The organism is Stenotrophomonas maltophilia, assembly GCF_023518235.1.
In the GTDB taxonomy this organism is placed as follows: Bacteria; Pseudomonadota; Gammaproteobacteria; order Xanthomonadales; family Xanthomonadaceae; genus Stenotrophomonas.
In genome coordinates this window covers 859115-879029 of the sequence record NZ_CP090423.1, presented here as the reverse complement: position 1 = coordinate 879029, position 19915 = coordinate 859115, and the positions used below count along the sequence as shown (strand labels likewise).

The 19915-nt window shown below is 68.3% G+C and carries 27 protein-coding genes; 22 read left to right on the top strand and 5 right to left on the bottom strand.

From position 1 onward, the window contains the following. The first annotated feature begins 291 nt into the window (after window positions 1-291). From LZ605_RS04305 to LZ605_RS04295, 3 genes are all read left to right on the top strand, one after another. A complete protein-coding gene (locus LZ605_RS04305) occupies window positions 292-1596 on the top strand; it encodes a hypothetical protein (protein ID WP_249843952.1) in 1305 nt (434 codons plus the stop codon). Between the two features lie 298 nt (window positions 1597-1894). Continuing rightward, entirely contained in the window at window positions 1895-2635 is a 741-nt protein-coding gene (locus LZ605_RS04300; protein ID WP_249843951.1) for a DNA/RNA non-specific endonuclease, read from the top strand. A 109-nt stretch (window positions 2636-2744) separates the two neighbouring features. Next, the gene (locus LZ605_RS04295; RefSeq protein WP_249843950.1) at window positions 2745-3440 is read left to right on the top strand and encodes an HAD family hydrolase; all 696 of its coding nucleotides are present in this window, start codon (window positions 2745-2747) and stop codon (window positions 3438-3440) included. 7 nt (window positions 3441-3447) lie between these two features. Here the strand turns inward: LZ605_RS04295 and LZ605_RS04290 are convergent, their stop codons facing one another. Genes LZ605_RS04290 through LZ605_RS04275 form a run of 4 tightly spaced genes read right to left on the bottom strand, consistent with a single transcriptional unit; the run spans window position 3448 to window position 5495 of the window. Then, the gene (locus LZ605_RS04290) at window positions 3448-3678 is read right to left on the bottom strand and encodes a hypothetical protein (RefSeq protein ID WP_249843949.1); all 231 of its coding nucleotides are present in this window, start codon (window positions 3676-3678) and stop codon (window positions 3448-3450) included. After that, window positions 3675-4100, bottom strand: coding sequence for a VOC family protein (locus LZ605_RS04285; RefSeq protein WP_249843948.1), 426 nt, complete (start codon window positions 4098-4100; stop codon window positions 3675-3677). Before LZ605_RS04285 ends, LZ605_RS04290 begins: the two co-directional genes overlap by 4 nt. 10 nt (window positions 4101-4110) lie before the next feature. Next, window positions 4111-4572 (bottom strand): helix-turn-helix domain-containing protein, encoded by a 462-nt coding sequence (locus LZ605_RS04280; RefSeq protein ID WP_249843947.1) that lies wholly within the window; start codon window positions 4570-4572, stop codon window positions 4111-4113. Continuing rightward, complete coding sequence (locus LZ605_RS04275; protein ID WP_249843946.1) at window positions 4569-5495, bottom strand: LysR substrate-binding domain-containing protein; 927 nt, start codon at window positions 5493-5495, stop codon at window positions 4569-4571. The genes LZ605_RS04280 and LZ605_RS04275 overlap by 4 nt, the downstream gene beginning before the upstream one ends. Before the next feature lie 90 nt (window positions 5496-5585). Here LZ605_RS04275 and LZ605_RS04270 point away from each other — a divergent pair, with 90 nt between their 5' ends. The 4 genes from LZ605_RS04270 to LZ605_RS04255 all read left to right on the top strand — a co-directional run bounded on the left by LZ605_RS04270 (window position 5586) and on the right by LZ605_RS04255 (window position 8410). After that, complete coding sequence (locus LZ605_RS04270; protein ID WP_249843945.1) at window positions 5586-6626, top strand: hypothetical protein; 1041 nt, start codon at window positions 5586-5588, stop codon at window positions 6624-6626. Beyond that, complete coding sequence (locus tag LZ605_RS04265; RefSeq protein WP_249843944.1) at window positions 6623-7504, top strand: TolB family protein; 882 nt, start codon at window positions 6623-6625, stop codon at window positions 7502-7504. The genes LZ605_RS04270 and LZ605_RS04265 overlap by 4 nt, the downstream gene beginning before the upstream one ends. Before the next feature lie 62 nt (window positions 7505-7566). After that, window positions 7567-8109, top strand: a complete 543-nt coding sequence (locus LZ605_RS04260) for a GFA family protein (protein ID WP_249843943.1) — start codon at window positions 7567-7569, stop codon at window positions 8107-8109. After that, window positions 8102-8410: a DUF6958 family protein gene (locus tag LZ605_RS04255; RefSeq protein ID WP_249843942.1), complete on the top strand. Its 309-nt coding sequence runs from the start codon at window positions 8102-8104 to the stop codon at window positions 8408-8410. The genes LZ605_RS04260 and LZ605_RS04255 overlap by 8 nt, the downstream gene beginning before the upstream one ends. On the opposite strand, the gene LZ605_RS04250 is transcribed toward LZ605_RS04255, so the two are convergent. After that, window positions 8411-9766, bottom strand: a complete 1356-nt coding sequence (locus LZ605_RS04250) for a sigma-54 interaction domain-containing protein (RefSeq protein WP_249843941.1) — start codon at window positions 9764-9766, stop codon at window positions 8411-8413. It abuts the gene before it with no gap. A 396-nt stretch (window positions 9767-10162) separates the two neighbouring features. Between LZ605_RS04250 and LZ605_RS04245 the strand changes: the two genes are divergently transcribed. From LZ605_RS04245 to LZ605_RS04175, 15 genes are all read left to right on the top strand, one after another. Beyond that, window positions 10163-10693 carry a hypothetical protein gene (locus tag LZ605_RS04245; protein ID WP_249843940.1) on the top strand — a complete coding sequence of 177 codons (531 nt, stop codon included), beginning with the start codon at window positions 10163-10165 and terminating at the stop codon, window positions 10691-10693. Between the two features lie 23 nt (window positions 10694-10716). Further along, window positions 10717-11307, top strand: a complete 591-nt coding sequence (locus tag LZ605_RS04240) for a hypothetical protein (protein WP_249844989.1) — start codon at window positions 10717-10719, stop codon at window positions 11305-11307. A 43-nt stretch (window positions 11308-11350) separates the two neighbouring features. After that, a complete protein-coding gene (locus LZ605_RS04235; protein ID WP_249843939.1) occupies window positions 11351-12667 on the top strand; it encodes an adhesin in 1317 nt (438 codons plus the stop codon). A gap of 99 nt (window positions 12668-12766) precedes the next feature. Continuing rightward, window positions 12767-13468 carry a C39 family peptidase gene (locus LZ605_RS04230; protein WP_249843938.1) on the top strand — a complete coding sequence of 234 codons (702 nt, stop codon included), beginning with the start codon at window positions 12767-12769 and terminating at the stop codon, window positions 13466-13468. 13 nt (window positions 13469-13481) lie between these two features. Then, window positions 13482-14231, top strand: a complete 750-nt coding sequence (locus LZ605_RS04225) for a hypothetical protein (RefSeq protein ID WP_249843937.1) — start codon at window positions 13482-13484, stop codon at window positions 14229-14231. A 47-nt stretch (window positions 14232-14278) separates the two neighbouring features. After that, entirely contained in the window at window positions 14279-15583 is a 1305-nt protein-coding gene (locus LZ605_RS04220; protein ID WP_249843936.1) for a transporter, read from the top strand. A gap of 240 nt (window positions 15584-15823) precedes the next feature. Further along, window positions 15824-16114, top strand: coding sequence for a RebB family R body protein (locus LZ605_RS04215; RefSeq protein ID WP_005416648.1), 291 nt, complete (start codon window positions 15824-15826; stop codon window positions 16112-16114). A gap of 43 nt (window positions 16115-16157) precedes the next feature. Continuing rightward, a complete protein-coding gene (locus tag LZ605_RS04210; protein ID WP_005416649.1) occupies window positions 16158-16427 on the top strand; it encodes a RebB family R body protein in 270 nt (89 codons plus the stop codon). A gap of 26 nt (window positions 16428-16453) precedes the next feature. After that, window positions 16454-16720, top strand: a complete 267-nt coding sequence (locus LZ605_RS04205) for a RebB family R body protein (RefSeq protein WP_107230625.1) — start codon at window positions 16454-16456, stop codon at window positions 16718-16720. Window positions 16721-16780: 60 nt separating this feature from the next. Next, window positions 16781-17053: a RebB family R body protein gene (locus LZ605_RS04200; RefSeq protein WP_005416651.1), complete on the top strand. Its 273-nt coding sequence runs from the start codon at window positions 16781-16783 to the stop codon at window positions 17051-17053. Between the two features lie 70 nt (window positions 17054-17123). Next, window positions 17124-17360 carry a RebB family R body protein gene (locus tag LZ605_RS04195; RefSeq protein WP_107230626.1) on the top strand — a complete coding sequence of 79 codons (237 nt, stop codon included), beginning with the start codon at window positions 17124-17126 and terminating at the stop codon, window positions 17358-17360. Continuing rightward, a complete protein-coding gene (locus LZ605_RS04190) occupies window positions 17357-17941 on the top strand; it encodes a RebB family R body protein (protein WP_249843935.1) in 585 nt (194 codons plus the stop codon). The genes LZ605_RS04195 and LZ605_RS04190 overlap by 4 nt, the downstream gene beginning before the upstream one ends. 48 nt (window positions 17942-17989) lie before the next feature. After that, window positions 17990-18337 (top strand): hypothetical protein, encoded by a 348-nt coding sequence (locus tag LZ605_RS04185; RefSeq protein WP_107230628.1) that lies wholly within the window; start codon window positions 17990-17992, stop codon window positions 18335-18337. 20 nt (window positions 18338-18357) lie between these two features. Next, window positions 18358-19437 carry a hypothetical protein gene (locus LZ605_RS04180; RefSeq protein WP_249843934.1) on the top strand — a complete coding sequence of 360 codons (1080 nt, stop codon included), beginning with the start codon at window positions 18358-18360 and terminating at the stop codon, window positions 19435-19437. Next, window positions 19434-19883: a hypothetical protein gene (locus tag LZ605_RS04175; protein WP_249843933.1), complete on the top strand. Its 450-nt coding sequence runs from the start codon at window positions 19434-19436 to the stop codon at window positions 19881-19883. The genes LZ605_RS04180 and LZ605_RS04175 overlap by 4 nt, the downstream gene beginning before the upstream one ends. The last annotated feature ends 32 nt before the right edge of the window (window positions 19884-19915 follow it).

The window sequence follows — 19915 nt, the reverse complement described above, 5'->3', positions numbered from 1 at the left end:
GAATACCCCTTCAATGAAAGCCCGAGATGCACGCCGGCGCAGCGCCGGCGCTGTGGTGTCTGGTGCTTCAATTGCTGGTGCCGCGCGTCGTCCCCAACGCTGCACACCTCGCTGCGTCCCCGGCAGCGACCCCGACACTACCCTAAAATTTGACGTGTCGCACAGTTTTTGTTGCACGACGGCGCGGTGCCCCGCTGTACGCCCGGGTATGGACGGCGCCATCGCCCCGCCAACGGCGATCGGCCGCAACCGCTACCATGCGCGCACGCCACACACCGATGCAGGGATGCCATGGAGTTGCGACGTTACGCACTGATGTGCCTGTTGCCTTGCGTGATCGGGCGGGCGGGCGCGGTTGAAGCACCGATGGCCGATGCTGCGGCGCATGCTGTTTTCAGGGAAGCCGATGCGCTGTGTCGCGCTGACGACGGCGCGCTGTGGGGCGCATCGCTCTGTGGACCGATGATGCTGGTCGATGCCGCCAGCCGTGAGCTGAAGGCATCGCAGCACGATGCACAGGGCGCCCTGAGCGCGCGTGGCGCGGTCTTCGTCGGCCAGCTGCCCCCCGATGCACTGGTGGCCAACACCGCCATCGACTGGTCCGGCACACGCTGGACACAACTGCTGTGGCCACTGCCACAGGATGACGCGCGGCGCCGCACGTTGCTGGCGCACGAGATGTTCCATCGCCTGCAGCCGGCACTACCCATCGCCAGGCCGGCCGAAGGCGGTAATGATCATCTCGACACCCTCGATGGGCGCTATCTGCTGCAACTGGAATGGCGCGCACTGGCCGCCGCACTGTCGGCCAACGACGGCGACGCCCGACGCGTCGCGCTGAGCGACGCTCTCGCCTTCCGGGCCGAGCGCCATCGACGTTTCCCCGCGGCCGCGAAGGAGGAGGCGGCGCTGGAATTGAACGAGGGCCTGGCTGAATACACCGGCGTGCGGGTCGGCAATCCGACACCGGCCGCACGTATCGAGGCCGCGCTGCACGATCTTCGCGCACACGTCGACGACCGCAGCTTCGTCCGATCGTTCGCCTATGCCACCGGCCCGGCCTACGGCCTGCTGCTGGACCAGGCCGCACCGCGCTGGCGCAGCGCGCTCGGCCAGCACGCCCGCGATCTCGGTACGCTGCTTGCGCAGGCGTCGCGCATCGAACCAGCCCTGGACGAACCGGCGATGCGCGCGGCGGCCAACCGCTACGACGGTGCAGCGCTTCACCGCGCTGAAACGCTGCGCGCGCAGCATCGGCAGGCACAGATTGAACGCAACCACGCGCGTTTCGTGACCGGGCCGGTGCTGCGGCTGGACCTGCGCCGCATGCGCATCCAGTTCGACCCCAACAGCGTGCAGCCGTTGCCGGGCAGCGGCGCGGTGTATCCGACGCTGCGCCTGACCGATGACTGGGGCACGCTGCAGGTGACCGACGGTGCGCTGATGCAGAGCGACTGGAAAGCCGTGCTCGTGCAGGCCCCGGCAACGGGCGGGCCGCTTCTGCAGGGTGACGGGTGGTCGCTGCAGCTCGCGCCGGGCTGGTCGGTGGTGGCCGGTGCACGCGCTGGCGACTACATGCTGAAGGCGCAGCCCTGATCTGTTCGGCAGGCAATGCCGGGCCTTAGCACGCGCGCATTTCACCCACCCATCGCCTGATCTGACACGTCGCCAGTGCTTGCGCACTGTCACAGGTTCGCCTTTTCCTCGTTGACCGAAAGACGACAGCTTGTGACGCTTGTGGCACCGCGCGGCCGGTCTGGCCGCTTCGCCGCGGTCACGCTCCACCGCAATCGGCAGCACCCGCATTCCGCATCCGCAGTGCCTCCCCAACGACCTGGCTACGGCCAGGGCGAGGTGGACCGCTGCGCCCTGAATCTTCTGCTGGAGAACCGCAATGCGCCTTGCAAGCTTCGTCTTCGCGTTCGTCCTCAGCGCCTTCGCCGGCGCCGCCCAGGCCCAGGTCGTCACCCTCAACAAGGGCGGCTTCGTGCTGACCTACGATTGCAGCATCCACAGCGCCACCCGCTACGAATACACGCTCACCGCTGACACCGGTTCGGCGGCGCGGCCGTCCAGCTTCTACAAGGACCCGGACCTGCCGGCCGGTTGCCTGGGCCAGAACAGTACCGCCTCCTACGCCAGCATCAAGTCCGGCTACGACCGCGGCCATCTGGTCACCTCCAACCACATGGACTACAACGCGACCTACATCCGTCGCGCCAACTACATGACCAACATCGTTCCGCAGGTGTCCAGCTTCAACCAGGGCATCTGGGTGAAGGCCGAGAATGTGGCCGAGTGCTACCGCGACATCGCGCCGGTGGACGTCTACGGTGGTGTGGTCTACGGCGATGCCGCCAACGACTACTTCCTGGCCAGCCATGGCATTCCGACGCCGGAGTTCTTCTGGAAGACGATCATCACCCGCGACCCGAACACCGGTACCGCCAAGGCGATCAGCTGGATCATCCCCAATGAAGCCAACCTGGGCAGCCTGGACAGCTACCTGGTGACCATCGCCGATCTGGAGGAGCTGCTGGGTGCCAGCTACGTGGCCATCAACGCACCGGCCTCGCTGAAGAACATGCTGCCGGCCACCACCTGGCCGCAGCCGGCCGGCTGCGACCTGGGCTGAACGGCGCAAGGGCGGCATCCGGGCATGCGGCCCTGAGCGCATGCCCGGCTTCGGCCGCTGTGGGACAATGGCCGGTCATGGCAGCGCAGCCTTGTTCCAGGAGCTTCAGATGTCCCCCTACCCCTTCGATGCCGTGTTGTTCGACTGTGACGGCGTGCTGGTCGATTCCGAGCCGCTGGTGGCCCGCGTGCTCTCGGAAATGCTGACCGAGCGCGGCTGGCCATTGACCCCGGCCCAGGCCGGCGAGGTCTTCCTCGGCCAGTCGGTGGCCCACCTGGCCGGGCTGATCGAAGAACGCACCGGCAAGCCGTTCACCGAGGCATGGCTGGAGCAATTCCGCCAGCAGCGCAACATCGCACTGGAACGCGACCTGCAAGCCATCCAGGGCGCGCCGGCGGCGGTGCGTGCGATCGCCGCAGCGACCGGCGGGCGTATTGCCTGCGCCTCCGGTGCCGACCTGCACAAGGTCCAGCTGCAGCTGGGCAAGGTCGGCATCCTCGACGCCTTCGGCGGCCACGTCTACAGCGGCCAGGACCAGCCGAACACCAAGCCGCACCCGGACGTCTACCTGGCCGCCGCGGCCGCGCTGGGCGTGGACCCGAAGCGCTGCGCGGTCATCGAAGACACCGTCACCGGCGCGACCGCCGGCGTTGCGGCCGGTGCCACCGTGTTCGGCTTCAGCGAAGGCGGCCCCCACCACAGCACGCCGGAGGCACTGCGTGCGGCCGGTGCGCAGGTGATCTTCCAACGCATGGAGGATCTTCCGGCGCTGCTGGCTTCCTACGCCGCCGACGCTGCGGCCTGAGCCTGCATCACCCCGCAGCACCGGGCGCGGTGCTGCGCCGTCTGCCTGCGTAATGCAACGCGAACAGGTACAGGCCGGTGAACAATTGCAGGAACAACGGCGGCAACGGCGAATAGGTGATCCACGCCGCCGGCTCCCCCTGCCCCAGGCCTCGGGCGATGAAATTGGCGATCACCGTCACAGTGAACACGATCGAGGTCCAGCGATGCACCGGTCGCGACCAGCTGCCGCGGCTCATTGCCGCCGCCTCATTTCAGAACGGGCTTCAATCATCTTCCAGCCGTTGCCGGAGGGGTCACGGAATCCGGCATCGATCGCACCGAAGCGCTCGATCGGTTCCTGGGTGAACTCCACGCCCTGCGCCTGCCATTGCGCATGGCGCGCCCGGCAATCCTCCACGGCCAGCACCAGCGGCGGCATCGCGCCCTTGGCCACCAGCTGCTGCAAGGACAGTGCCGTCGCCGCATCGCGGGTCGGCGGTCCGGGCACGAACAGGCCCAGCTGGAATCCGTCCTGGCCGGGACTGCGCACAGTCAGCCAGCGATAGCTGCCGTTGCGGACATCACTATGGACTTCGAAGCCCAGTTTGCCAACGTAGAATTCGAGCGCTTCATCCTGGTCGCGTACATACAGGCCGACCGTGTTCACGGTGTTCGTCATGGGACCTCCCTCAGGTGGAGTCCACGTTAGCAACCGCCTGGCGGCGACGCTTCTCCAAAACTGCGATGTTGAGGTCCGGGCGCTGCGCGGCGCGGGCGTGGCATTCGGGAACGTGATCGGCACCTGCATGGCCGGACCGCTCGCGCAGGCGCACATTGCCCGGGCTGTCGCCGGTGATGTCACGGAATATCCGGCCGAAGGTGCCGAGGCTGGCCCAGCCGGTCTGCGCCGCGATCTCGGTGACCGGCAGATCGGTCTCGCGCAGCAGCGCCACCGCCCGCTCGATGCGGCGGCTGAGCAGATAACGATGCGGCGGCAGGCCGAAGGCCTGTTTGAAGGCCCGCGCGAAATGCGCGGTCGACACCGCACTGACCTCGGCCAGGCGCGAGACCGGCCAGTCTTCGTGGCTGGCACGGTCCATGCGGTCCTTGGCACGCAGCAGGCGGCGCAGCAGTTCCGGACTCTGGCTCATGGCATCACCGCGCGGGCCAGGTGCTGGCGTGCCGCACGCCGGGCCTGGTCAGCCTGCTCGCCGAGCCAGTCACGGAATGCGCAGACCTTTCCGCTGCGACTACGTGCAGACGGGGCCACGAACCAGAAGCTGCGCCCGTCGCTGGCCACGCCCGGATGTGCCTGCAGCAGGCGTCCACTGTCGAGCTCGGCCTGGAACAGGATCGGCGACCCCAGGGCGATGCCCTGCCCCGCAATCGCAGCCCCGATATCCAGATGCTCGGCGGCAAACGGGCTGACCACGCTCTCCGGCGCTGGCGCGGGAATATGCCCGTGCGCGGCAAACCACAGGGCCCACCAGTCGGGCCGCCCGAGCAGCGGAACATCCAATACCCGACGTCCAAGATCCGCAGCCGCAGGCAGCAGGGAGGGCGCGCACAGCGGAGTGAAAATGCTGGGAAACAGCGGCGTGGCCTGCAGCCCGGGCCACTGGCCATGCCCGTTGCGGATGGCCGCATCGAAGCGCCCGGCGGCCAGGTCCTGCGGCTCGGCCGACAGGTCCAGTTCCAGCACGATCTGCCGATGGCGCGTGCGGAAGCTGCCCAGGCGCGGCGTCAACCAGCTGGTACCAAGTGTCGGCAGCGCGGAGAGGCGCAGATGCGACGCATCCATGCCCGCCGCACGCATGAAGCCGGCACGAAGCGCATCGAAGGCCCGTGTGGCCTCCTGCGCGGCGCTGGCACCGGCTGCGGTCAGTTCCACATGCTGCGCATGTCGCAGGAACAGGCAGGTGCCCGTCTGCGCCTCCAGCCGCCGTACGTGGTAGCTCACCGACGCCGCGCTGGTGTCCAGTTCCTCGGCGGCACGGGCGAAACTGCCCAGCCGCGCCGCCGCCTCGAAGGCGCGGATGGCGACAAGCGATGGCAGCTGGCGTTGGTTCACCATAAGTGTGGCTTAGCCTGGGCCCCGATACCTGTGTGGTCAATCCCCCCTGCCACCGCAAGCATGGGGCATCTTCGGCGCAGGATCACGCACATGGATCGACGGCAGTTCCTGGCCTCCCTGGCCATCGCAGCGGCCGCCCGTGCGCTGCCCTCCGGCACCGCGCCCGCAGGCCCCGGCGAGGATTGGCGCTGGCTGCAGGGCAACTGGCGGGTGCGCCACCAGCGGCTGAAGGAGCGCCTGGTGGGCGATACGCGCTGGGAGTCCTTCGCTGGCAGCAGTGCGGTCTGGCTGACCCTGGGCGGACGGGGAACCATCGATGACAACGTGATGGCTCTGCCTTCAGGCGCCTATCGCGGCCTCGGCGTGCGCGCCTTTGATCCGGCGTCATCCACCTGGTCGATCTGGTGGATCGATGGACGCAACCCTGAGCGCATCGAGCCGCCCGTGCGGGGACGCTTCGACGCAAACGGCGGCACCTTCCATGGCACCGATCGGCTCGACGGAAGGCCCATCGACGTGCGGTTCCGCTGGCACGACATCCATGGCAAGGAACCTTGGTGGGAGCAGGCCTTCTCCGCCGATGGAGGCATGCACTGGGAGATCAACTGGCGCAACTGGTTCCGCCGTACCGCTGCGGCACCAGCTCCCCTTTCGACGCTACCCGATGCCCCGGCTGATTTCGACTTCCTGGTGGGCCACTGGAACGTCCACCATCGCCGCCTGCGTGCCCGCCTGGCAGGCAGCGATGCCTGGGAGCATTTCAACGGAACCCTGCACAACTGGCCGGTACTGGGCGGGTACGGCAACGTGGGCGACAACCTGATGGACGTGCCTGCCGCGCCAGTGCGCGGAATGGGCATCCGCGCCTGGAACGCGCGCAGGCGGCACTGGCTGAGCTGGTGGCTGGATGGTCGCGCACCCACCCGGATCGGCGCCCCCCTGCGAGGCGCCTTCGAGCGCGGTGTCGGAAGGTTCTTCGGTGAAGACCAGCACAACGGTCACGCGGTGCAGACACGCGTGGTCTGGTCGCGCATCACCCCACGGTCGGCGCGCTGGGAACAGGCCGCCTCCATCGACGGTGGACGCAGTTGGGAAACCAACTGGGTGAGCTATTTCGAGCGACAGGCATGAAGGCGCTGCTGGCCACGGTGCTGCTGGCATCGACAGTGCTCGTGCCCTCACCCTCCCGGGTGCTGGAGTTCCTCGATCCGGTCGAACGTTTCGCGCCCGGCGTTGCATCCACGCGCTATGACGAGGTGCGGCTGACGTTGAGCCCCGACGGCAACACCGCGCTGTGGTTCAGCCGCAACCGCCCCGGCGGTCCCGGCGGCCATGACATCTGGATCTCGCGGCGCGGTGGAGAGCGCTGGCGACCGGCGACGCCGGCGCCGTTCAACACGCCTGGGCGTGATTTCGATCCCGCATTCTCTGCAGACGGGCGCGTGGTGTACTTCTGTTCGGACCGCGAAGGCGGCCAGGGCGGTGACGATCTGTACCGGGTCAGCATGGATGGCGACGGCCGCTTCGGCCACCCCGAGAATCTGGGGTCCGCAGTGAACAGCGCAGCAGACGAGTTCGCGCCGATGCTCTCGCCGGACGGTCGTACGCTGTTGTTCTCCAGCGATCGGGCGGGCGGCGCCGGTGGACATGATCTCTACAGCGCCGGCATGCAGGACGGGGAGGCTGCGCCTGCGCGGCGGCTGCCAGGAGACATCAACACCGCCGCGCAGGAGTTCGATGCTACCTTCCTCGACGATGGCCACACGGTGGTGTTCGCGCGCGCCCTGGACTTCGGCAAGGCACCGGTCCGCCAGTTCATCGCCTCCGCATACAGCGGCCGCTACGGCGCGGGCCAGCCCTTGCCCTCGCCGGTGAACGAACCCACTGGCGACAGCTACGGCGCCATGCTGGATGGTTCGCACCCCCGCACGCTGACCTACTCAGCACGACGTCCCGGTGGCGAAGGGCTGGACCTGTACCGGGTCCGCTACCGCATCGAGCCGCCTTGAAGGCGGCTGTTGTCGATGTCCGGCATGGCGGTTCGTCGAGAAGGTGAACACCCCAGGAGAAGATGCAGATGCCGTCTCAACAGTTGCTGGCCTGCGCCTGCGGCCAGGTGCGCCTGACCGTCACGGGCAGCCCCATCGCCACCGTCGAATGCTGCTGCGACAGCTGCCGCAGGGCGGGTGTGCAGCTGCAGTCGCGGCCCGGCGCCCCCGAGGTGCTGGGGCCGCATGGCGAGACGCTGTTCGTCATGCATCGCAAGGATCGCGTCAGCATTGACGCAGGGCACTCCCTGCTGAGCGCGCTCCGGCCATCGACCCAGGGCGGCAGTCGTCGCGTGCTGGCACGCTGTTGCAACACACCGCTGTTCCTGGAGTTCAGCGGCGGCCACTGGCTGAGCCTGTACGGACTGCTTTGGCCCGCATCGGCAAGACCGGCCGTGGAAATGCGCACGATGGTCGGTGACCTTCCCGATTCCTCGGCCCTTCCCAACGATGTGCCGAACCTGAAGACCCGCTCCCTGTGCTTCTACGCCCGCCTGATGAAAGCATGGATCGCCATGGGCCTGCGCAGTCCGCGAATCGAGATCGCCGGAGACCCTCATGGCTGAGTCCGGGCGGATCGAGATCGAGAGCATCACCACGCCCGGCCACACCCAGCGCGTGGATCGCGCCAAGTACATGGCCATGCGCAATGCCCTGCTGGACGCGCTGCCAAAGCAACCGCCGGGGATGACGGTGGCGCAGGCCAAGCAGGCGCTGCTGCCGGGGCTGCCCGCATCGCTGTTCCCGGCCGGTGCAACGGCCGGATGGTGGTTGAAGGCCGTGCAGCTGGACCTGGAAGCCAAGGGCGTGATCGAACGTGTCCCAGGCAAACCGCTTCGACTGTTCAAGCACAGGGCCGCGGACTGATCAGCGCTGCGCAGGCAGCTCCAGCCGGTGCTTGCGGCACAGGCGGTACACCGTCACCCGCGAAATCTGCATCTGCCGGGCGCATTCGGACACGTTGTAACCGGTCTGGCGCAGGGTCTGCAGCAGCACATCACGCTCGGCCTGGCCGCGCGCATCGTGCAGCACCGCACCGGGCAGCACCTGCACCGGTGCGCCCAGCTCCAGATCACGCTCGTTGATCAGCTCGCCCTCGGCCATGATCGCCGCCCGCTGTACCCGGTTCAGCAGCTCTCGGACATTGCCGGGCCAGTCGAAGCGGCGCATCGCCTGGATCGCCGCCGGCGAGAAGCCACGCGCGCGGACGGCATGGCGCAGGCGGAAGCAACGCAGGAAGTGCTCGGCCAGCAGCTGTACATCGGCGCCACGCTCGCGCAAGGGCGGCATCAGCAAGCGCAGCACGTTGAGGCGGTAGTAGAGATCACTGCGGAAGCGGCCGTGGGCCACCGCGTGCTCCAGTTCGACGTGGGTCGCGGCCAGCACCCGCACATCGGCGCGCAACGGCTGGCTGCTGCCGACCCGCTCGAAGGTGCCTTCCTGCAGCACCCGCAGCAGGCTGGTCTGCGCCTCCGCAGGCAGGTCCCCCACTTCGTCGAGGAAGACCGTGCCGCCCTGCGCGGATTCGAAGACACCGATCTGCCGCTTGTCGGCGCCGGTGAACGAGCCGCGCTCGTGACCGAACAGCTCCGACTGCACCAGATTGGCCGGAATCGCCCCGCAGTTGACCGCGATGAACGGGTTGCCCGCGCGCCCGGACAGCGCGTGCAGCGCGTGTGCGGCCAGTTCCTTGCCGGTGCCGGTCTCACCGGTCACCAGCACCGGCAGCTCCACCGGAGCGAACTTGTGCAGCACTGTGCGCACCGCATGCAGCGCAGGGCTCTCGCCGATCAGTGCGCGCGGCCCCTGGCCGCTGCACGCCGCCTCAGCGGGCAGCGGATCCGCATCGAACTGCTGGCGCATCGCGCTGACCAGATCCTGCAAGCCGAATGGCAGCGTGAAGCGTGCCAGGCAGTGCTGCAGCAACGGCAGCCACGCTGCCGGCATCGCACCTGCGCTGGGCGGCAGAACCGCCAGCCATGGCAGATGCTGGTGCTGCTCGATCCACGGCATCAGCAGCTGCAACGCGGCTGCATCCAGGTGGCGGAGGTCGAGCACGGCCAGCAGCCGGTCACGCCCGCGCAGCCCAATGGCCATGCCCGGATCAGGATGGATGCTGCGCACGTACCAGCCTGCGGCCGCCAGCGCACTGCGCTCAATCGCCAGCGGTTCACCAAACCAGAGTACGCAACGCGATGTAGAAGCCTCCGGGACCGCCGCCATGCTTCCCCCAGCAACCGGACACCGTCGGCGGACTGTCGGGCAATCACCGGCGTGCCGCCCCCCGCCGGGACCTCTAACGGCCACCACGGCGGCCTTTGTTGGGCGGATGCTAGCGCTGCGCTAAACGGCTGCGCAATGAGCGCCGCGTCAAGAAGTCGCCGGCTGAAGCGGCACCGTTGCAGTCGGCGGCGGCACCTGTAACAGGAATGCGACAGGTCGCTGCCCGCCTTGCCCTGCGGTACATGGGGCTGCGCAATCCCAACACTTTTCCCACGCCGTTGTAACACCCCGGCGCCACCCCGGGCGCGCGCGCGCCGGCCATCTGTTGCCGGGCGGGCCTCCTGAAGTTGGCACGGTTGATGCGTCCCTCCGCCGCACCCACCGCGGGAGATCGGCATGGACGGCACTACCCTCATTCGCAGCCTGGCAGCCGCACTGGCACTGGCCTCGTTGTCGGCTGCCCCCACCGTCGGCGCCTCCGGTGCCCGCCAGGGGGTGAAGGCGCAGCCGGGCGAAATTGTCCTGCTGCGCGATGTGGCGGCGCGGCCGGCATACCGGATGGCCCCGCCGGGCATGGCCCTGATCGCCGACCCGAAGCCCCAGCGCGAAATTGCCACCTCACTGGGCACCGGAGCCGCAGGCGGCGGAATGGATGAACTCAGCGAGGAAGACTACGCCGGCATGGGCGCCGGCCGCAGCGCCGGGCCTGCAGCGCCACACGGCACCACCGTCGAGCGGGTGACCCAGCAGGCCCTGGGCGGCACGCTCGGCCGCAGCAGCGAGGGCATGCTCGGCAGCAGCCTCGGTGGCGCCATGAGCGGTCCACTGGGCGCGGTCGGCAACAGCACACGCGGCATCGGCGATACCGTCCGCGGTGCGCTTGCGCAGTTCCCGCTGCAGGGCCCGGCCCCGGCAGGTGGCAAGTGAAGCGCCACTGCTGGCCGCTGCTGATGGTGGCCCTGGCGCCGCTGCAGGCACACGCCGATGACTACACCGGCATGCTGGCCTACCTCGACGTGACCCGCATCGACGGCCGCGCCCTGGCCGGCGCCAACGGCGCGATCGCGGTGAACCAGGCCGCCGGCGATCTCAACCTGCAGGGCAATCTGCGCGGCATCGCCAGCGGCGCGCGCGCCGACGTGGCCATCAACGCGCAGCAGGTCCAAGGCGGCAACCGCGTGCTGTCGGCGCCGCTGCATGCACGCGCCGACATCGGCGGCGATGCACTGGCGGGCGCCAGCGGCATCGCATCAATCAACCAGGCCAGCGGCATCGCCAACACGACGCTCAACGTCGTCAGCGCGACGCTGGCCCGACAGGGCATACGCGAAACCGACGACACGGCCTTGGCCGCCGAAGGTTCCGCGTTGGCAGGGGGGCGGGACGACGCCGGTCGCGGCGTTGCGACGGGCACCCGCAGCGCCGGTGTAGCCAGCACCGCGCTGCGGGGATTCGACGGAGTCCTGCAACTCAATCAGGTCGCGGGCAGCGGCAACGATACGGCCAACGTACTGGGCCTGGTCGTGCAGGACCGCCCGTGACAACCACCCAAGCGATGCACCATCCGATGAGAGAGAGGGCACCATGAAAGCGACCGTCAAACAGACCATGCTCGCCATGGCGATTGCCACTGCCTCGACCGCCGCTGCGGCCAATGGCTGGGACAACCAGAACGCCAACGCGAACATCAACCACAACCACACCGTCAGCGAGACCCGCAACGACACCCACAACCACACCGACAACGACGTGCGCAACCGCACCGTCAATGTCAACGTACAGAAGCACAGCAACATCCAGGCCGACGAACGCAAGGAAAAGAACAACCACGGCGTCGACGTGAACCTGGAAAAGGACCTGCGCCTGAGTACCGACGTCAATTTCTCCGGTGATCCGAGCATCAGTGGCGACATCGACCTGGACTCGGCCGCGATCGCGGTGATCGACAACCGGCAGTCGATCAGCAACAACGCCACCAGCAACAGCCTGGTCACCAACAGTGCGTCGATCGGTGACAGCGTTGGTGCCGGTGCCTCGGGCAACCTGGGCTTCAACGTCGTCTCCGGCGACAACAATGCGCAGGACAACGCGGCCTCGCTGTCGGCGGCCGACGCCTCCTTCAGCTTCGGCATGGCCGACGCCGAAGTGTTCGTCAACCAGGCCGGCTTCGGCAACGCCACCATGAACTCCGGTGTGACCAACGCCGCGGCGCTGGGTGGCAATGCCTTTGGCGGCGCGTCGGGCAACATCGGGGTGAACATCGCCTCGGGCAACAACAACGAGCAGAAGAACGCACTGGCCGCATCGGTTGCCACCACCGCCGTTGCCCAGTCCAGCATCAGTTCCAACCAGGTCTCCACCGGCAACACGGTCAGCAATGCCGGCTTCGTGCAGTCCTACACCGATACGGTGCAGGTCGGCATGCGCGGTGGCGTCAGTGGCCTGACCCTGGCCTACGGCGCCGGCACCTACCGTGGCACCGGCAACGCCTACCAGATGGCCAACTACTACCTGGATACGTGGAGTGGCGATCTGCCGCACCCGGGTGGCAACAGCACCGGCCACATCGATCTGGACAACGAGATCCAGAACGCCACGATGAACCCCAACCGGCCGGGGGTGGGCGGCCTGGGCTTCGATACGCGTGAAAGCGGCACCAGCCAGTTCGTCGAACTGGGGGTGGCCGACCTGTACGCCAGCCTCAGCGGCACGGTCAGCACCACGCGCTGGGTGAATGTCAATGCGACCAACACCTCGGCGCTGTCGGGCAGTGCGTTCTCCGGCGCCTCCGGCAACATCGGTGTGAACGTGGCCGCCGGCACCGGCAACCTGCAGGCCAACAGCCTCGCCCTGGCGGTCGCCCAGCCCAGTACGGGCGGCGGTGGTGGCAACGGCGAGTAAGCGCAACACCCCGGCCGTCCGCCAATGGCCGGGTCCCCGGGAGCCCCTGTTCCTCCTCCCCCTTGGAACAGGGGCTCCCCCCTGCTGACGGAGAACGACATGTTCGGTTGCCGCGCATGGTTGCTGCTGATGACCCTGTTGCTGCTGGGCACGGGCCCGGCGTGGGCGGGCGATGTGCGCTTCAGCGGCGTGCTGCCCAACGGCGCGCTGCTGCAGCAGAAGGTGGAGAGCATGCAGGAGCGGCGCTACCGCAACGTGGTGCGCCAGCACACCGACTACAGCTGCGGTGCGGCGGCGCTGGCCACCATCCTGCGCCATGCCTACCACCTGCAGACCGATGAAGCGACGGTGATCGAAGGGATGATGGGGGTATCGGATCCTGCGCTGGTGGCCGAGCGTGGCTTCTCGTTGCTGGACATCAAGCGCTACGTGGAGTCGCTGGGCATGCGCGGGCGTGGTTATCGCATCGACGAGGCGCGGCTGCGCACGCTGCGCGTTCCCGGCCTGGTGCTGATGGATGTGCGCGGCTTCCGCCACTTCGTGGTGCTCAAGCAGGTGCGGGACGGCTACGTGGAGGTGGCCGACCCGATTCTCGGCAATCGTAGCCTGGCCCTGCCCGACTTTCTGGCGGCCTGGCCATCACGCGCCGTGTTCGTGGTGATCGGCAGTGATTTCGACCGCAACACCGTCCTGCTGCAACCCAGCGAACGGCCCAGTGCACGCGCGCTCTACGCGCGGCAGGGGCCGATCACCGATGCGGAACTGGTCGACTTCGGCTTCAGCCACGCCGATCTGTTCTGAAGGAGGCATGCACATGTTTCGTCAATGTTGCTGGATGGTCCTGCTGCTGGCGACGCCTGCCCTGCCGATCCGGGCAGCGGAGGCCGCCCCCGGCCGGGGCCTGACCGAGATTCCAGACCCGGAACTGAACCTGATGCGGGGGCGCTACACCGTGGGCGGCAACACGGTGGCCTGGTTCGGGGTGACCATGGTGTCGCAGTGGCAGGCCGGCAATGGCGCCGCACTGCAGGGCGCACTGACGCTGGGCATGGATTTCCGCGGCGGCGGCGCCCCCCGGCTGAGCTTCCAGCCCAGCGTGCAGGTCACCGCGGCCGATGCGCCGCTGCCGGACACCTCCGGCCGCAGCATCGACAGCAGCGGGCTGGCCAATGCCAGCGGACTGGTGCAGAGCGTACAGGTGGCCGGCGACGGCAACGTGGCGCGCAATGCGACCACGCTGACCGTGCGCGATGGCGCCGTGCCCGCCGGCTTCACCGACGGCGCGCATTCGGCCAGCACACAGCAGGCCGGCATCAATGCCACTGCGGCATTGGATGGCAACCAGGCGCGCCTGCTGCTGCAGGTGGATGGACAGGGCCTGGTGCAGCAGTGGATACGCAACGGCAGTGTCGGCCAGGGCATTGCCCTGGTGGGCGATGGCCAGAGCGCCAGCAACCAGCTGCGGCTGGAGCTGGTACGCGATACCGCGGGTGGCAACCTGCCGTTGAGCCAGAACGTGGCCCAGGCGATTGCACTGAACCGCGGCATGGGGCCGGGCCAGTAACAGCGGCCCGGCATTGGGGGAAGCGAGTCACAACGCAGGGCACGAACATGCACACCCTACCGAGGATCACCCCGCTGGCGCTGGCGGCGCTGGCAGGCACCGCGCTTGCCGCGCCGCCCATGGCCGGCGCTGGCGCCGACGATGGCGCCGACGTGCAGGCACTGGCCAACCAGCTGGAGCAGCTGAAGAGCAACTACGCCCAGGAAGTGCGACGGCTGCGCGAGCTGGACATGCAGGTACAGGCGATGCAGGCCCGCCTGGCGGGCCGGGCCGGCCCGGACGCCGCCGCTCCTGCGGCGCCGCTGGCACAGGCTGCGGCCGCCGCCGTTCCTCCCAGCAGTGAAGGCTATGCCAGCACTGCTGCCGAGGCACAGCAGGCCAAGCAGGAGTCGCGACGCAGCGTGGATGATGTGAAGCAGCAGCAATCGGCGCTGTTCTCGCGCCGCTTCACTGTCGAAAACAGCCTTACCTACGCGCGCTACGATCGCAAGCAGCTCACCCTCAACGGCTTCCTGGCGCTGGATGCGATCTTCCTGGGCAACATCGCCATCGAGAACGTGGAGTCCGATTCGCTCACCTACAACCTGGCGGCGCGCTGGGGCGTCAGCCCGAACCTGACGTTGAACCTGGACGTGCCGTACCTGGCGCGGCGCACTGTCTACCAGAAAGGCGGTGCCGGTGGCGCGGCGGCGGCGATCGCCCAGGAAGAGACCAACGGCAATGGCCTGGGTGACATCGGCCTGAGTGCGAACTACCGGTTGTTCGGGGAGCGTGGCTGGCGCCCGGAAACCGTGCTCACCGCAGGGGTGACCGCCCCCACCGGGCGCGCACCGTATGGCCTGGACTGGAAAGTGATCGAACGCGACGACGATGACTACATCCGCTTCGCGGTGCCACGCGAGCAACCCACCGGCAACGGCGTCTGGCAGGCCAACCTGGGCCTGTCGATGGTGAAGACCGCCGATCCGGCCATCCTGTTCGCCAATGTGGGTTACGTGCACTCGTTCGCGCGCAGTTTCGACGATATCGACAGCAACCCCGATACGGTCAATCCCGGTGAAGTGAAGCTGGGCGGATCGGTGTACTTCGGCGCGGGCGTGGCCTTCGCCTTCAACGAGCGCACCAGCCTCAGCCTGTCCTTCAGCGACCGCATCAGCGCCCGCGCCTCGACCCGCTTCGAGGGCGGCCAGTGGGTGAAGGTGATCGGCAGCGACGCCAACGCCGCGTCGCTGAACCTGGGCGTGACCTATGCGCTGAACCAGCACACCACCCTGGTGACGCTGCTGGGCATCGGCCTGACGCCGGATGCACCCGACTTCACCCTGGCGTTCAAGATCCCGTACATGCTCTAGCAGCCCCTGCGCTGCACCGGCAGGGGGCGCACGGCCCCCTGCCCCGCGGCATCGACGGTGCCGATCAGCAGATCCGCCGCATCCCGGCCGCGCCTTCACGGGGATCGCCCCGCATTCTTCGTCGATTCCGCCAATCCGGCGGCGTCGTCATTTCCTACGCTGGGCCCACGGTGAAGCACAGGCAGTTCCCCCCAAGGCACCGTGACTACCCCGCACTTCCACTTTCCGCAGGAGCAGCACATGGCATTTCCAACCGCGGTAAACGACCAGATCACCGACTCGGTCACCCAGGCCAACACCAAGGTGTTGGGCGATGCGCCCGCCGTGGCAGTGGGCAATCTCTACCAGGCCACCGCACAGGCGCTGGCCAACGCCGCCCACAACGCCACCAACGCGCAGCAGCAGTCCTACGTGACCGCGCAGTCGGCGACCACCATGGGCGTGGCCACGCTGTACTCGATCGATACCGCCACCACCGCCGTGGCCAGCAAGGAAATCCTCAGCACCCGCGTGCGCGGGCTGGGTTCCTGATCCGTCGTCCCGCCGCTGACCCGCCAACCCAAAGGAGCAAGACATGGCATTCCCGACCGCTGTCAACGACCAGATCACCGATTCGGTCACCCAGGCCAACACCAAGGTGCTGGGTGACGCCCCCGCCGTGGCGATGGGCAATCTCTACCAGGCCACCGCGCAGGCGCTGGCCAATGCCGCCCACAACGCGACCAACGCGCAGCAGCAGTCCTATGTGACCGCGCAGGCAGCCACCACCATGGGCGTGGCCACGCTGTACTCGATCGACACGGCCACCACCGGCGTGGCCACCAAGCAGATCCTCGGCGCGTAACGCGCCGGCAGGCAAGGAGCTGATCCATGGCGTTTCCCACGGCCGTCAACGACCAGGTCACCGATTCGGTCACCCAGGCCAACCTGCAGGTGCTGGGCGTGGCACCGGCCACGGCGATGGGCACCTTGTACCAGGCCACCGCCCAGGCCCTGGCCAATGCCGCCCACAACGCGACGCTGGCCCAGCAGCAGATGTATGTCACCGCCCAGGCGGCCACCACGATGGGCGTGGCCCTGCTCTATGCCGTCGATACCGGCGCCACCGGCGCCGCAACCCGGAAGATCCTCGGCTGATCCAGCTGAATGTCGTCGATCTCCGTTCCTGTAGTGCAGTCCATCCAAGGAGTTTTCACCATGGCATTTCCCACCGCCGTCAACAGCCAGATCACCGACTCGGTCTCGCAGGTCAACACCAAGGTTCTCGGTGATGCGCCGGCGATCGCAATGGGCAACCTGTTCGTGGCCACCAGCCAGGCGCTGTCCAACGCCGCCCACAACGCCACCAACAACCAGCAGCAGTCCTACGTGACCATGCAGGCGTCGACCACCCAGGGGGTGTCCACGCTGTATGCGATCGACACCGCCTCCAATGGCGTGGCCACCCGCGAAATCCTGGGCCTGCGCTGACGTGTTGGCCCGGCGTGACGTCGCCCACCGCGCCCCCGCCCCGGGTGGCGTCACGCCGGGCCCCTGATTGATGGCCGCGCCGCCTGCCATCGGCTACCTGCTGGATGCCACCAGCAGTGGGTCCGCGCTGGCGATCGGCCTTGCCCCGTCGTTTGCGATGTCCGCCACCTACCTGGCGATGGCCGACAGCATCGGCCTGGCGATGCAGAACGCGGTGGCAAACCAACAACGTGGCCAGGTGACCGCCGGCGCGAGCCTGGCCCAGGTCCTGGCCCTGATCATCCAGAAGGGAGCCGTTCCATCATGAGCAGTGACAACACGGTCAACAGCCAGATCGTCGACAGCGTCAGCGCCGCCGCCACGTTGCTGGTCGGCCAGGCGCCGGCGCAGGCCTTCGGCATGCTGGACATGGTGATGCTGGAGACCCTGGGCACGGCCATGCACAACGCGGTCGCGCGCCAGCAGGGCGCCGGCATGGTCAGCTCGGCGGCGGTGACCGCCGCCTGCGCGAAGATGATCAACGCGCCGTGGCCGGTACCGCCGCCCCCGCCCGCGCCGGCACCGCCACCGCCACCGAACGTGATCCCGCTGCCCGGCCCGGTGCCGGCCCCACCCTCGCCGACGGCGGTAATCGCCGCGGCCACCGCAGAAGGAAAGACCGCCATCAGCGTCCTGCAGGCACAGACCCACGGTGCCACCGCCGACGCTGCGGCCGCCACCGCCAGCCTGCACACGCTTGAACAGCTTGCAGGCGAAGGCGCGGCGCCCGCGCCCGGCCCTGCGCCCGACTCCACGCCCGGTCCGGATCCGGCAGCGGGTCCCGCCCAGGACCCCGCGCCCGACTCCCCTTCCACCCCGGCGAGCGACGGCACTGATCCCGCCGCGTGACGCCGCGCCGGATGCGTCCGGCCGCCCACCGCCCCTCAAGGAGCCTGTATGGACCCGAGCAACGTCAACGCCCAGGTCATCGATGTGATCAACCAGGTGCAGACGGCCACCATGGCCAGCACCGTGGTCAAGACCAGCGGTGCCGGCAAGGCCTACCAGTCGGTCGCGCAGTCGGCGGCGATCGCCGTCCAGGATGCCGCCGATGCGCTTCGCAACGTCTCCACCATCGCCACCACCGCCGCCGGTGTGGCCATGGCCCAGTACCTGGCGACGGGAGACGAAAAGTATGCGAGGGTACTGACCCAGGCGCAGACCATGATGCAAGGGGCTACCGACGACTTCACACGGGTCGGCAGTGCGGCTGCGACCGTCCTCAAGGATTTTCCGGCCGCATAGGGCCGCAAGGAGAGCCACGCATGAGCGTTTTCATTGACGGTCGTTCCATTCCTCACCTCGGCCAGCTCGGTCCACGCACCCGGCGCGTGCTGCACTTCATCGACGGCGGCCACTACTGGCTGCAATGGGCGATCGATTCCCACGAGCACCGCTACATGTTCGCCGACGAAGGCGCGATGCTGGACGGCGTACAGCAGGGCCTGCATGGTTCGCGCATGACGTGGTTGCCGCAGGCTGGCCTGCAGGTCAGCCCCATCAAGCTGCTCAGCCTGGGGAACGACGAACTGGATGTGCTGCGCCAGCTTGAAATGGGCCCGTCCAGCAGCCCGCTCGTCAACGAGACTCACGCGGTACTGACCCGCCACGGTCTGCTGAGCAACACGCAGCTGGAGGCCTTCCGCCCGTTCCTCGTGGCCGTCGACGCCGGCGATGCGCCGCTGCTGCGCCAGCTCGATTTCCGTGAGTCGCTGGCGTTGTACCAGCTGGCCGCTGAGCAGCGCAGCGCGGGCCAGGCGACCGAGGCCCAGGCCGAGGCAGCGCGGTTCGCCCTGCTGCATGCACGCAGGCCAATCGAATTTGCCGACTACTATCGCTTCTACCAGCGCGTGCACCCGACCGGCAGCAGCAGCGAACTGCGCATGGAACGCGCTACGCATGCGCTGCAGACGCTGTTGCCGATGTTGTTCGGTTACCTGGATGGTCCGCAGCTGCCCAGCCTGCCGTCGCCGGACCAGGTGCGCGCGGCGATTGCCGAGACCCTGGCCGCGAACCGCCAGATCGGCTACGCGCGCATCTCGCTGGCGGCGCAACAGGTCGCCCTGTTCCTCAACGATGGTTCGGGTCTGCCGCCGGACGGTGAACGCCTGCGCGAGGCCACACGACGGCAGCTGCGCAGCGCGCAGGTCTTCCTCAATGAACATCCGGTTGCCCGTGGCCAGCTTGGCCAGGATGGGGCAAGCCTGCTGTTCGCGATCGATGGTTCCAAGGAACAGGCGCGCGTGCAGGTGGAGGACAACGTCATTACCCTGCAGGACTATCGGCGTATCCGTCATTTCACCCACGATGAAGCCGAGCAGGGCTTCGAGGCGGGCGCAGTGTGAGCCCGGACCAGCCTGCCGCGCCCGAAGACGGCGTTCCGGCCGCCACCGCCGCTCTGGCCAGCGCCGCCGGTGTGGCCGTGGCCGCTGGCCGGCTTGCGGCGCGGCAACAGGCGCAACAGATCCTGGCCGATGCCCAGGCGGCATTGCGCCACATCCTGGGCGGCCACCGCGACGGCGCCCCATCCCCAGCCCCAGAAGGAGTTCCTGCGATGACCTTCCCGACCCCGCTGCCCTCACCGCCCACCCCGGACAACCCGGGTGGCAAGACACCGATGCAGATCGCGCAGGAGATGGCCGACGCGGCCATGGCCGCCAGCGAGGCCGGCATCCGCGCGGCGATGGCGGTCTCACATCAGGCGGTCGAGGCCGCCAGCGAAGCGGCGCGGCGTGCCGACGAGGCGGCCGAAGAAGCGGTCCGCCGGGCAACCGAAGCGAACGCCAGGTAGCGCCCGCTGCGGCGGTGACTCGGCCCGGCCAG

What these genes read in the sequence shown, in the direction of transcription:
- LZ605_RS04305 (WP_249843952.1), top strand. Translation starts at nt 292, where the DNA reads ATGGAGTTGCGACGTTACGCACTGATGTGCCTGTTGCCTTGCGTGATC.
- LZ605_RS04300 (WP_249843951.1), top strand. Translation starts at nt 1,895, where the DNA reads ATGCGCCTTGCAAGCTTCGTCTTCGCGTTCGTCCTCAGCGCCTTCGCC.
- LZ605_RS04295 (WP_249843950.1), top strand. Translation starts at nt 2,745, where the DNA reads ATGTCCCCCTACCCCTTCGATGCCGTGTTGTTCGACTGTGACGGCGTG.
- LZ605_RS04290 (WP_249843949.1), bottom strand. Translation starts at nt 3,678, where the DNA reads ATGAGCCGCGGCAGCTGGTCGCGACCGGTGCATCGCTGGACCTCGATC.
- LZ605_RS04285 (WP_249843948.1), bottom strand. Translation starts at nt 4,100, where the DNA reads ATGACGAACACCGTGAACACGGTCGGCCTGTATGTACGCGACCAGGAT.
- LZ605_RS04280 (WP_249843947.1), bottom strand. Translation starts at nt 4,572, where the DNA reads ATGAGCCAGAGTCCGGAACTGCTGCGCCGCCTGCTGCGTGCCAAGGAC.
- LZ605_RS04275 (WP_249843946.1), bottom strand. Translation starts at nt 5,495, where the DNA reads ATGGTGAACCAACGCCAGCTGCCATCGCTTGTCGCCATCCGCGCCTTC.
- LZ605_RS04270 (WP_249843945.1), top strand. Translation starts at nt 5,586, where the DNA reads ATGGATCGACGGCAGTTCCTGGCCTCCCTGGCCATCGCAGCGGCCGCC.
- LZ605_RS04265 (WP_249843944.1), top strand. Translation starts at nt 6,623, where the DNA reads ATGAAGGCGCTGCTGGCCACGGTGCTGCTGGCATCGACAGTGCTCGTG.
- LZ605_RS04260 (WP_249843943.1), top strand. Translation starts at nt 7,567, where the DNA reads ATGCAGATGCCGTCTCAACAGTTGCTGGCCTGCGCCTGCGGCCAGGTG.
- LZ605_RS04255 (WP_249843942.1), top strand. Translation starts at nt 8,102, where the DNA reads ATGGCTGAGTCCGGGCGGATCGAGATCGAGAGCATCACCACGCCCGGC.
- LZ605_RS04250 (WP_249843941.1), bottom strand. Translation starts at nt 9,766, where the DNA reads ATGGCGGCGGTCCCGGAGGCTTCTACATCGCGTTGCGTACTCTGGTTT.
- LZ605_RS04245 (WP_249843940.1), top strand. Translation starts at nt 10,163, where the DNA reads ATGGACGGCACTACCCTCATTCGCAGCCTGGCAGCCGCACTGGCACTG.
- LZ605_RS04240 (WP_249844989.1), top strand. Translation starts at nt 10,717, where the DNA reads ATGGTGGCCCTGGCGCCGCTGCAGGCACACGCCGATGACTACACCGGC.
- LZ605_RS04235 (WP_249843939.1), top strand. Translation starts at nt 11,351, where the DNA reads ATGAAAGCGACCGTCAAACAGACCATGCTCGCCATGGCGATTGCCACT.
- LZ605_RS04230 (WP_249843938.1), top strand. Translation starts at nt 12,767, where the DNA reads ATGTTCGGTTGCCGCGCATGGTTGCTGCTGATGACCCTGTTGCTGCTG.
- LZ605_RS04225 (WP_249843937.1), top strand. Translation starts at nt 13,482, where the DNA reads ATGTTTCGTCAATGTTGCTGGATGGTCCTGCTGCTGGCGACGCCTGCC.
- LZ605_RS04220 (WP_249843936.1), top strand. Translation starts at nt 14,279, where the DNA reads ATGCACACCCTACCGAGGATCACCCCGCTGGCGCTGGCGGCGCTGGCA.
- LZ605_RS04215 (WP_005416648.1), top strand. Translation starts at nt 15,824, where the DNA reads ATGGCATTTCCAACCGCGGTAAACGACCAGATCACCGACTCGGTCACC.
- LZ605_RS04210 (WP_005416649.1), top strand. Translation starts at nt 16,158, where the DNA reads ATGGCATTCCCGACCGCTGTCAACGACCAGATCACCGATTCGGTCACC.
- LZ605_RS04205 (WP_107230625.1), top strand. Translation starts at nt 16,454, where the DNA reads ATGGCGTTTCCCACGGCCGTCAACGACCAGGTCACCGATTCGGTCACC.
- LZ605_RS04200 (WP_005416651.1), top strand. Translation starts at nt 16,781, where the DNA reads ATGGCATTTCCCACCGCCGTCAACAGCCAGATCACCGACTCGGTCTCG.
- LZ605_RS04195 (WP_107230626.1), top strand. Translation starts at nt 17,124, where the DNA reads ATGGCCGCGCCGCCTGCCATCGGCTACCTGCTGGATGCCACCAGCAGT.
- LZ605_RS04190 (WP_249843935.1), top strand. Translation starts at nt 17,357, where the DNA reads ATGAGCAGTGACAACACGGTCAACAGCCAGATCGTCGACAGCGTCAGC.
- LZ605_RS04185 (WP_107230628.1), top strand. Translation starts at nt 17,990, where the DNA reads ATGGACCCGAGCAACGTCAACGCCCAGGTCATCGATGTGATCAACCAG.
- LZ605_RS04180 (WP_249843934.1), top strand. Translation starts at nt 18,358, where the DNA reads ATGAGCGTTTTCATTGACGGTCGTTCCATTCCTCACCTCGGCCAGCTC.